Below are 12,067 nucleotides of genomic sequence, written 5' to 3'. Positions count from 1 at the left end.
TAAAAAGACAGCTTAACAGCTATCCCTTTAGTCTCAAGTGCAAATCATTCATTTAGTCTAGTCTTATGGAATTAGCTTAATTCTTCATATATAGAGTGGGCCACAAGACAATTACCACTTAATTTACCTCATCTTTCTTCTTAATCCAAAAACTTAAGGTATCGAATAGCTCACTGAGGACAATAGGCTTAGTAATATGGGCATTCATCCCCGCCGACAGGCTCTTCTCTCTATCGCCGGACATGGCGTGAGCCGTCATGGCTATGATAGGCAGCTCATGCAGGCTAAAATGCTTCCTGATCTCTCTTGTTGCCGTTAACCCATCCATAACCGGCATCTGAATATCCATGAGTACCGCATCAAAATCCTTCTCTGCGAGCATATCTATGGCTATTTGACCGTTATCGGCAACATCGACCTCGTAGCCAGCGCTCTTGAGGAGTTCGGTCGCGACCTGCTGATTGATAACGTTATCCTCTACCAGCAAGACCACACCCGCATGCGTATCGACAACCTCTTCGACTTCGACTTGTATCACAGAGCTGACCTTAGGCTCTTCGGCAAAGGCACCAATGATCTCATTGAACAGGGCCGAGGCTTTAAACGGCTTCTGTAACATGGCGTAGATGTTTGAACGGTCCACATCTTCTTTTAAGGGCTCTGCGGCATAGGCCGTCATCATGATGACAATGGGACGCTTATCTAATCGACCATCGGCCACCATACGATCCAGCTCATCGATCACCTGAATACCATCCATCTCGGGCATCATCCAGTCAAGCAGCAGCAGATCGACCGATGACTTCTCCAGCTTATATAGCGCCTCCGAACCATTGGCGGCGGTATCCACCTCGAAGTGGAAGTCACGCATCACGGTTGAGTATATCTGTAGCGCGGTCGGGTTATCATCGACCACCAAGGCCTTAAGATGGCCTAATCGCTCAGGCACTATCATAGGCTTCATTTCGGCCTCTTCGGCAATCTCAAAGCTAATGGTGAAGCTAAAAGTACTACCGACCCCCATCTCACTCTGGACCTGCATCTGACCGCCCATCATGGATACCAGATGTTTACTGATGGAGAGACCCAGACCGGTACCACCATACTTACGAGTGGTGGAACCATCGGCTTGAGCGAAGGCATCAAACAGGCTGGCCTGTTGCTCTTTACTGATCCCTATGCCTGTATCACGGACCCAGAACTTGAGAGTGATGCGATGATCACGCTCACCCACATCTTCACAACCCAACTCGATCTCACCCGTTTGAGTAAACTTGACCGCATTAGAGAGCATGTTAATCAGCACTTGACCTAATCGCAGGGGATCACCCTCGAGGATTAACCCGGCCGTGACTGGTGCGTAAAGTAGTAACTCGACTCCCTTCTGTTGCGACTTGAGCGCATTGAGGTCCAGGGCATGGTCCAGCACCTTATCCAGCGGAAATGCCACCCTCTCGAGCTCTAATTTACCCGCTTCAATTTTAGAGAAATCGAGAATATCATTGATGATCCTAAGCAGAGACTGGGCCGAGAAGCCGGCTTTCTCTAAATAGTCGCGCTGTTTGGGCGTGAGCTCTGTTCGTTCAGCCAGCTGCAGCATGCCGATGATGGCATTCATAGGCGTGCGGATCTCATGGCTCATGTTGGCCAGAAATTCACTCTTATACACATTGGCCGACTCGGCATCTTGCTTAGCCTCAAGCAAAGCCACTTCGTTACTCTTATGCCGGGTAATATCTTTATGGGTGCCCACCATACGTTTAGGCTGGTTGTCGGCGGTGAACTCCACCACACGACCGCGCGAAAGCAACCAGTGATACTGGCCACTCTTGCCACGCATCCTGAATTCGATATCGAAAGCACCGACAGGGTCGTCAAGATACTGCTCGCGATATTCCTGCACCCTGATCCTGTCGTCGGGATGAATAAGTTCGTCTATGGTTGAAACCAATGCCGGAAACTCATTGCTCTTGTAGCCAAGCATAGAGTAATAAGCCGGATTACAGATGATCTGCTTCGAGTCCAGATACCAATCCCACAGGCCATCTTCTACCGCATCCATGGCTAAGTGATAACGCTCTTCCGATAATCTTAACTGCTCAGCCGACTCATATTCGCGAGTCACATCACGCCAGACGGCGATCAGACCTAACAGCTCGCCGCGTCGATTATAGAACGGCAGTTTAAGGGTATCGAGTAGCACAGTCTTGCCGGCGAGTTCCACTTTTTCCTGATAACGCAGCGGAGTACGTTCCGCCAGAACTCGTTCATCTTCTGCCTTGATACGTACCGATTGTTCTTTAGAGGTAAGCTTTATCGACTCTTGGCCGATGAGCTCACTCTCGGTATAACCCAACATACGTTCGGCCGCTTTATTGCAGCCTAAGTACTTACCCTCTTTATCCTTGAAGACGATCGCTTCTGGGATAGCGTCGAGCAAAGATCTCAGTAAGGCGTATTCCCGTTCTCGCCGCTCTGTGGTCTCTTTTAGCCGTTCGGTACGGCGAGCCACCAGCTTATCGAGTCTCCTGTTTTGTTCCGCTAGGTGCCGGGTATATTGTTGGTTCTCTTCGAAGATTCGACTCACCAGTTGGAACCAGGGCTCCCAGCTCTGAGAAATCAGCTCAGGGGGCTTACGGGGCTCCTGGGAGCAAGATTCCAGATGGGTCAACAGCAGAGAAGCGGGGTTCACGAATGAGCGTCGAGTCTGCCAATGTACTATGGTCACCAATATCGATAGGGCCAATACCACTAAGATAAAGGTCAGCTCTAGCTTTTCCCAAGAATCCTTAAATAGCTCATCTATATCTTGCAGGTAGAGCAGACGCCAAGGGGCATTCTGCAGCGCTACAGAGTGGATGTAATAACCATTTCTGATGATCCCTTCATGGGCATTGAACAGCTCAGACTCAGGAATCGAATGCAGCTCAGAGGGGATCTTCTGACTAATATGGAAGACACGACTAATCTCAGAGTTATCATCATCGCTGTCGGAGAGAATATTGTTCTTCTGATCCAGTAAGATAACCGTACCCGGCATCTTGAAGTAGAGACGTATCTGTCTCGCCAGCGAGGCCAAGGTCATATCCAAGTTGATCGAACCGATAAATTCATCTTCCAGGTAGATAGGCACGCCTAAGGTGGTCAGCAAGCCTTTACCGGCCGGATCCACATAAGCTGGGCTCCAGAACACGCTTCGCTGGGGGTTCATCGCCGGCGTTGCTAGCTGAAACTGGTTCTTATTGAGCAACTCATCTCTGAATCTTTGCTCATCAGATGGCCAGGGGAAATAGGACATGATCCTACGCTTAGAGATATAATAGATAGATGAGGCTTTGGGTGCCGCTTCAATTGCCACCGGGAAGGAAAGAGATAACTCGAACAACATCTCCAGTTCCTGATAGAACTTCTCGCTGCGACCATTGAGGGAACCAGCACCTGTGATGCGCCCCATGTTGGTAAAAGGTTCGCCACTCTGGGCGTAACTTGGCTCTAAGGTAAAATACTGGCCACTCTCATTGAATTTCTCATACTGAGGCAAGCGGTCTTTACGCACTAACTCTCCTAGCCTGAGATGATCGACCGCTACGTTTCTCAGGCTCTTAACCGCTCGGATACTCGATTCTAGCAAGAGATCGATCTGCATCACATGACGCTCTACCTGCACCTCTCTTTGCTGCATAAGCTGAGATTTCTGCCGATCGAAGAAGAACCAGGCGGTGATCAGCGCCATGATAATCACTCCAATATAGGTATAAAAAACAGCGCGATTATAGTTTTTCTGTATCGGCGACTTCAGTTGAAGATCTGGCTCAGTCGATTTCATTCATGGCCCTTGAATCAACCTGCATTTCCCTGCACAGGCTCTAAATTTCATTAACAGTATAGTATCAGGAAGATAGATGAATTGAATACACCGTATTAGTCTAATAAGTTAACTAAGGTGAAATAAAGACTCTGGATAAACACCTAGCTTACAGCTAGATACACAGATGATTAAAATTTTACCCTAATGCTACATATTTTATGTATCTGCAAGAGAATACCACTTTCATTAAATAGCAGATCGTTCAGTGGCAATTCAAAGTGCTGTAGACAAGGGCTATATTTACTCCTAAGTAACGGCTCCTGCGTTATTCTACCTTCATCTGTCCATGGGCTCGCACCTCCTGAATCTGACCTCCATGAAGATGGAGGCCTTATTTTTAGGGCTAAAGCAGTGAGCGACTCAGATAATTTACAGGTTTTCCTCGGCAAATTCGGCCAGACGCGAACGTACCACACCGTTGAGATAGATGTTGGCACTGCCTTCGAAGTCTTTAAAACGCTCCACGATATAGGTCAACCCCGATGTCACTGCGGTGAGATAATTAGAATCTATCTGTGACAAATTACCACTACAGATAAGCTTAGTCCCCTCCCCCATGCGGGTGATCATGGTCTTAATCTGTGAAGCCGTCAGGTTCTGACACTCATCGAGGATCACCACAGAGTTCTGTATCGAGCGTCCACGCATAAAGTTGATCGACTTGAACTGGACATTGGCCTTATCCATGATGTAGTTCATGCTACCACTGGGATTCACATCATTCTTATGCAGCACTTCTAAGCTATCGGTAATTGCCGCGAGCCAAGGCGTCATTTTCTCCTCTTCGGTACCGGGGAGGAAACCTATGGACTCGGCGATTTCCGGCGTATTACGCGTGACGATAATTTTATCGTAGAGTCCTCTCTCAACCACCATTTCCAGCGCCGCCGCCATGGCCAATAGCGTCTTACCACAACCTGCAGGCCCAGTAAGGATCACCAGATCAATATCCGGGTCCAGCAGCGCCTGCATCGCCATGCCCTGATAAATATTCTTTGGACGTATGCCCCATACCTCCATGTTGAGTAATCTATCTTTACCGAGATCTAACAGTTTAAGATCCCCATTGGTCTTCTCTAACACTCGGGCACAGAAGTTGGAGTCTTCATCTAACAAGTATTGATTGATATAGAAATTTTCATCTCCGACCTCAGCCACTGGTACCGTATGCACGGTATGACGTCCATGTGACTCGGTAGAGACGTGCTCCTTGCGCTCCCAAAAATCTCCCTTAAATTGATGAAATCCAGTCGCTAGAAAGCGAATATCATCAATAAGCTGATCGGTGCGGTAATCTTCGACCTGTTTAATGCCCGCCCCTTTAGCCTTGAGACGCATGTTGATATCTTTAGTGACGAGAACGACGTCACGGGGGTGATGAATTTTTTGCAGGTGTAATGCGGTGTTGATGATGCGGTTATCGTTGTTGCTGTCCGGTAGCGAGCCCTGGGTCATCTTGAGTTGATGATCGGGAAAGATAGACAAGGTGCCACAGGCATCGCCGTGATCCTCCCGCCGAGGCAGTTTGACCCCTTGAAGTATCTGCTCTGGGGTGGTTTTACCGCCGAGTATGTCTTCGAGCGCCCTGATGGCAACCCGTGCGTCTCTACTTACGTCTCGTTTCCTGTCTTTAATCTGATCCAGCTCTTCCAGAACTGTCATGGGAACAACTACATCGTTTTCCTTAAATGAATAGATGGCTAAGGGTTCATGTAGTAATACATTGGTATCCAGTACAAACAACTTTCTGTCGTCTTGTTCCATGGCGCCTCCAATTACTTCTCTCTATATGATGTTATGTTTTCGCGGCTCCCAGTCCTTAATTTAGTCCTTTAAAAATAATGTCGAGTAATAAATTTTAGTGTTAACCAATAGTAAAAAATAGCGATCACCTTGATTTCATACTGCCACTATTAAAGGGCCGCTTCAATCACTTGCTTAGAACTTTCTATAATTGAGAGTTACTTAGTTAGATTACACAGATATGACAAATTCCAGATAAAGAAACTGCTGGTATAATTTGTAATCGACACTTTTACTAATTAAGCTTAGGCTCGACACAAAATCGAGGTCGATTAAGCCTCTCGAAAGAGGCTCCGATCCTTGCACTTTGAGGGAGTTTAGGTAAAATACGCGCCCTTTCGTGGTTCACCCGTAGATGAGAAATAGTTAATGCCCTTTTCCTTAGGTCAACGCTGGATAAGTGATACCGAATCAGAACTTGGTTTAGGTACAGTCGTAGGATTAGAAGACCGTATGGTCACACTAATGTTTCCAGCAACCGATGAGAACAGGCTGTTCTCACGCACCGAGGCTCCCCTGACTCGAGTTATTTATAATCCTGGCGATAAAATTGAAAGCCATGAAGGCTGGAGCCTGACCGTCAGTGAGCTCGAAGAGAAAAATGAGCTCATTATCTACCACGGAATTCACACCGAAACGGGTGAGCAGGTCTCCCTCAGAGAAACCCTGCTCAACCACAATGTTAGATTCAATAAGCCTCAAGATAGGCTATTCGCCGGTCAGATCGATCGCTTAGACAGATTCGGCGTTCGCTACCAGAGCCAATTATTGCGAAATAAGTTGGCCACATCGGATCTGCTGGGATTACAGGGACCCAGAGTCGGCCTAATCCCACATCAGCAGTGGATTGCCCATGAAGTGGGTCGCCGTTTTGCCCCTAGGGTATTACTCGCCGATGAAGTTGGCCTGGGCAAGACCATCGAAGCGGGACTGATCATTCATCAGCAGCTGCTTACCGGGCGCGCCGAACGAATTCTGGTTATCGTTCCCGATACCCTGCGTCATCAGTGGTTGGTCGAGATGCTGCGCCGCTTCAATCTTAAATTCTCTGTATTCGATGAAGACAGATGTATCGAAGCTTACGCCGATAACGACAATCCATTTTATACCGAACAACTGGTGATCTGCTCACTCGATCTATTGCGCAAGAAGAAGCGTCTGGAACAAGCCATAGATGCCGATTGGGATCTTATGATTGTCGATGAAGCACATCACCTGGAGTGGACCGAAGGCGCACCTAGCCGCGCTTACCGTATCGTTGAGGCCCTGAGTAAAGTCGTACCAGGCGTATTATTGCTGACCGCGACGCCGGATCAGCTGGGTCATCAGAGTCATTTTGCCAGATTGCGCTTACTCGATCCCGATCGTTTCTACGATTATGACGCCTTCCTCGAAGAAGAAAAAAGCTACCAGGATGTTGCCAGTGCCGCCGAAGCACTCGCCGGTGGTGATGCACTCACGACCCAGGCTATAGCTCAGCTGACGACCCTGCTCAGTGAGAAAAATATCGGCGCGACTCTGGAGTTAATTCAGGCAAGCGACGCCGATGTCGACAAGCAACAAGCCGCCCGTGATGAACTGTTACAAGATCTGCTGGACCGACATGGCACAGGCCGGGTGCTTTACCGTAACAGCCGAGCATCGGTCAAAGGCTTTCCTACACGAATTTTCCATCAGCACCCACAAGTGATGCCAAGCCAATATGTGACGGCCGCACGAGTCAGTGCCATGATGAATGGCCACCTAGATACTGCCGCTAGGGTCAAACAGGTCCTGAGCCCGGAGAAGATCTATCAGGACTTCGAGAGCAGCAGTGCCAGTTGGTGGAAATTTGATCCCCGAGTCGATTGGCTCATCGAATTTTTAAAGACCAACCGCAACAAGAAGGTGCTGATTATTGCCAGCCAGGCGGAAACAGCCCTGAGTCTGGAGGAAGCTCTGCGTACCCGTGAAGGCATCCAGGCGACCGTGTTCCATGAAGGCATGTCGATTATCGAGCGCGATAAGGCCGGCGCCTACTTTGCTCAGGAAACCGGTGGCGCTCAGGCACTCATCTGTAGCGAGATTGGCTCTGAGGGTCGAAATTTCCAGTTTGCCAGCCAGCTAGTTCTGTTTGATCTGCCTCTGAATCCGGATTTACTGGAGCAACGCATAGGCCGTTTAGATCGTATCGGTCAAAATAACGATGTCGAGATCCACTTGCCCTACTTGGCAGGCACGGCCCAAGAGTATCTGATGCAGTGGTACCATCAGGGGCTCAATGCTTTCGAGCAGACCTGTCCCAGTGGCCATATACTCTTCAGCGAACTTTCTGAGTCTCTGCTGTCACTGTTGATAACACCAGATGAGACGGCACAGCAGGAGTTGCTAAGCAATACTCAGGCTCGTTACCAAGAGCTGAAGACTGTCATGGAACAAGGCCGGGATAAGTTGCTTGAGATCAACTCTCATGGTGGCGAGCGCGCAGCTAAGTTAGTACAACGCCTGGCAGAACGAGATCAAGACACACAACTCATAGGTTCGGTTATCCGTTTATGGGACATCATAGGTGTCGAGCAGGAAGACTGTGGTGAAAACACCATAGTGCTAAAGACCAGTGAACATATGATGTTCCCAACTTACCCTGGATTATCCGAAGACGGCATGACGATCACCTTCGATAGAGAAGTGGCCCTGTCCCGTGATGATATTGCCCTCATCACTCAGGAGCATCCTCTGGTTCAGACAGGTTTAGATCTGATCACCTCATCAGAGACGGGAACCACCAGCGTAGCCGTATTGAAGAATAAGGCACTCCCTGCGGGTACCATCTTCCTCGAGCTGATCTACATGGCCGATGCTTCGGCACCTAAATCGAGCCAGCTATATAGATACCTGCCGCCAACACCTGTGCGTATCTTGCTGGACAAGAATGGTAACAACTTGTCTGACAAGGTCAGCTACGAGAGTTTTAATAAGCAGCTCAGTGCGGTCAACCGACACATAGCCAGTAAGCTGGTCAATGCCTCTCAGACAGTTTTACATCCCTTATTTGCTAAGGGAGAAGAGTTTGCACAGGTTGAGCTTAAACGGCTGGTAGAGAGTGCCAGAGCAAAGATGACTTCCCAGCTCACACTGGAGCTCGAGCGTCTCGAAGCGCTCAAGGCGGTGAACCCTAACATTCGTGACGAAGAGTTAACCCATCTTAAGGATCAGATGAACGAACTCAATGCTTACTTAGATGATAGCCTGCTGCAACTCGATGCCGTGCGTCTGGTGCTAGTGAGCCACGCTTAATACCCATAGGTATAACATAAATAATTAGGCCCTAGGTTCTCGAACCTAGGGCCTCTTTCAATCACCCAGCCATTTATCCTGTTATACTTTCTTTATCTTATTCTCAGTCCAAACATTACCTGTTTATGCGTTTCAACACAGCCCTTGTTATCGCTCTGTTCCTCCTGCTTACAGCTCCAGTAGCTATTGCAGCCGATCCCCAAGATACCTCGCCTAACGAAGCTATGGCCAAGGAGAACATGATCGAGGATAAAGCCGTATTTTCCGAAAAATATGATTATCTCCCCCAAGAAGAGGTAATAGAAATAACCTTAAGTGAACAGCAGACTCAAGTCTTAGTCAGATCCTGGAGTGGCAAGAAACAACTGGGCACAGCCATCTTACTTGCTAATCCGGGCATGACTGCCGATGGCGCAGGGTTTCAAGCCTATTTGAGACGAAAATTGAACCCTGCTGGTTGGGCTACTATCGCGATAACGCCACCTAAAAAAATAGCCATGCTTAACTTTACCACCTCCGCAGAAGAGATCGCCAAGGCCGGTGAGATGAAGGGAAATCAACAAGCCAATGAAGCAACCGAGCAATACTCGGATGAAGTCTGGCAAGATATTCGTGACAAACAGAGCCTGTTCATCAGCCAGACCATGAACCAACTCGACGCAATAGGTGCCCCTTATCCGGGTAAACGTTTATTGATAACCAGCGGGCAGGGCGCAGGGTTAGTCATAGCCATGCTCAGCAATAATCTCCTGGCCAAGCCCGACATACTGGTGCTCATCAACCCCTATCTGAAGATGAAACATGAGAACCTAGCACTAGCTAAGCAGCTAGCAGAGTTAGACATACCCGTACTGGATATCCAATCTTTCGATGGTCATAGGGCCTCATCTGCGACGGCTCATATGAGAGCCGAACTATCGCCGCAAAACTCCCCCTATCGATACAGTCAGCAGACTTTGGCACTTAACCTCAATAATCCCATGTCCTGGGAGTCAGCCTTGAAGTCCATCGAGGGCTTTGCATTAAGAATCAGCCAAGGCCCAAGAAAATAGGGTCCAGTAGGAAAGGCGACGGTTTACCACCTGGCTTGCCTGTTTTTATAGGCCTTATCTGGTTCGCTTGTTTGCCGCTTTGCCGCTATCAGTCTATTTTTCCCCAGCAGTAACCTGATTTGGCTGAAAGACTCCCGCGATAACAAACTACGGATGCTCGAGCTCCAACTGTTATTTATGCTCATCTTAATTGCCGCGTTAGCATCGGGTGAGGTCTTAGCTAAGACTGCGACTAACTCGAGCGCCGCACCATCGGCTCATCGACGACTTCAGTCACTAGACAAGGCATCTTGTGCACTGAGCACCCCAGCCGTCATCGTTAGCAGTAGTGCCTAGTCCTTAGACACCACTTCCCTTAGAGAGACCAGACCCGCCATATCCGGAACGAGTCCCCACTTAGCCTCCATGATCGACAACTTTGCATCAGCGGCCGCGATGCGAAAATCTGCGCCAAGGGCGATCTGCATGCCACCACCAAAACACACTCCCTCAAACACGGCGATAACCGGCACGGGAAGTCTGCGCCAGCCAATTGAGACCCTCTAGGCCAGGTTGGCATTGCCCGGAAGCCACTTAAACAACAGCTTAACCGCCTGCATGGGTGATTTAATCACGCTCTTCACATCTAAGCCTGAACTAAAGTTGCCATCACTCCCCGAAAGAATAACCCCACGAACCGAGCGATCTTGCTGTATTTCACCTATCACCTCATCGAGTTCACGAAACATATCGAAATTTAACGCATTGCATTTTTCCGGCCGATTTAAGATGACGTGGGCCACCTGCTTATCAATGTTTAACTGAACGAACTTCCTTGCCATATTATCCTCCACCATTAAACTGGTCAGTCCAGAGCATGAGGTTAACATATTTGGATTATTTAACTAATAGAGATAACATACAAAGAAAATTTGATCGGTGTCAAAAAAATGACATAGCATTTCCACTTTGGACTCATGCTGATAGGCAAAAATTGATATAATAAAGTCTCTGAATTTATCATTTGAACAAACGAGTTCAATAATAAGTATTATCTTGAATATATGGGCAGATTAGGATGTTAAAACGATAATGTCGATCCCAGTACTGATATGCGATGATTCCGCGCTCGCTAGAAAACAGATGGCGAGAACGCTCCCCAAAGAGTGGGACGTTGACATCACTTTTGCAAATAATGGTGCCGAAGGTATCGAGGCCATTCGAGCGGGCAAAGGTGAGGTTGTTTTTCTCGATCTCAACATGCCTGTGATGGATGGCTATGAAGTACTGCAAACCATAAAGCAAGAAGATCTCCCCGCTCTAGTCATAGTCGTTTCGGGTGATATTCAGATAAAAGCCCATGAACGGGTCAAGGCGCTGGGTGCGCTGGACTTTATCCAGAAACCCGTTAGCGCCGATGCTATCAGTAACATATTACAAGAGTATGGCATTCTCACCATTGCATTAGGCGATGGCGTTGCTGACAGCCCAATGATCGAAGTCGACCTACTTGACGCCTGTCGAGAGGTCGCCAATGTCGCCATGGGACGCGCGGCCGACCTGCTGGCCAAGTTGCTCGATGTGTTCGTGCTATTACCTATCCCAAACGTGAATGTGCTCGAGGTCAGCGAACTGACCATGACCCTCAAAGCCACCGAAGAGCACGGTACGGTTTCCGCACTATGCCAAGGCTTTATCGGTGCAGGTATCGCCGGAGAGGCTTTACTGCTGTTCCATGACTCGTCCTTTAAAGATATGGCGAAATTAATGGGACTCGCCAACCCCGAAGATGACAATACCGAGATAGAGGTCATGATAGATACGGGTAACGTATTGATTGGCGCATTTCTCAATGGCATCTCCGAACAACTGCATATGAAATTTAGCCAAAGCCATCCCGTTGTACTAGGGCGTCACTGCACAGTGAATGATCTTATTCATGATAATTCAGAGAAGTGGTCTCGCACCTTGGCCATGGAGATAAACTATCGAATCGAAGGTCATGATATCCAATGTGATCTGCTCTTACTGTTTACCGAAGACTCATTACCGACGCTCAATTCTAAGCTCGGCTATCTGTTAGATTAAG

The 12,067-nt window shown here is 48.3% G+C and carries 5 protein-coding genes and 1 pseudogene; 3 read left to right on the top strand and 3 right to left on the bottom strand.

The window, feature by feature from the left end:
• Positions 1-118: 118 nt before the first annotated feature.
• Both KT99_RS09520 and KT99_RS09515 read right to left on the bottom strand, forming a co-directional pair.
• Positions 119-3,826: a response regulator gene (locus KT99_RS09520; protein ID WP_005499412.1), complete on the bottom strand. Its 3,708-nt coding sequence runs from the start codon at positions 3,824-3,826 to the stop codon at positions 119-121.
• A 411-nt stretch (positions 3,827-4,237) separates the two neighbouring features.
• Entirely contained in the window at positions 4,238-5,632 is a 1,395-nt protein-coding gene (locus KT99_RS09515) for a PhoH family protein (RefSeq protein WP_005499411.1), read from the bottom strand.
• A gap of 408 nt (positions 5,633-6,040) precedes the next feature.
• Here KT99_RS09515 and rapA point away from each other — a divergent pair, with 408 nt between their 5' ends.
• Both rapA and KT99_RS09505 read left to right on the top strand, forming a co-directional pair.
• Complete coding sequence (rapA, locus tag KT99_RS09510) at positions 6,041-8,947, top strand: RNA polymerase-associated protein RapA (RefSeq protein ID WP_005499409.1); 2,907 nt, start codon at positions 6,041-6,043, stop codon at positions 8,945-8,947.
• 125 nt (positions 8,948-9,072) lie between these two features.
• Positions 9,073-9,999, top strand: coding sequence for a DUF3530 family protein (locus KT99_RS09505; protein ID WP_005499408.1), 927 nt, complete (start codon positions 9,073-9,075; stop codon positions 9,997-9,999).
• 23 nt (positions 10,000-10,022) lie between these two features.
• Here KT99_RS09505 and KT99_RS09500 read toward each other — a convergent pair.
• Positions 10,023-10,820: pseudogene (locus KT99_RS09500) on the bottom strand (crotonase/enoyl-CoA hydratase family protein).
• Positions 10,821-11,070: 250 nt separating this feature from the next.
• Between KT99_RS09500 and KT99_RS09495 the strand changes: the two are divergent.
• Complete coding sequence (locus KT99_RS09495) at positions 11,071-12,066, top strand: response regulator (RefSeq protein ID WP_005499400.1); 996 nt, start codon at positions 11,071-11,073, stop codon at positions 12,064-12,066.
• Position 12,067 lies beyond the last annotated feature (1 nt).

The sequence above is a fragment of the Shewanella benthica KT99 genome, assembly GCF_000172075.1.
In the GTDB taxonomy this organism is placed as follows: Bacteria; Pseudomonadota; Gammaproteobacteria; order Enterobacterales; family Shewanellaceae; genus Shewanella; species Shewanella benthica_A.
Note: the sequence above shows the minus strand (reverse complement) of the source record. Positions and strands in the feature narration are given on the sequence as shown.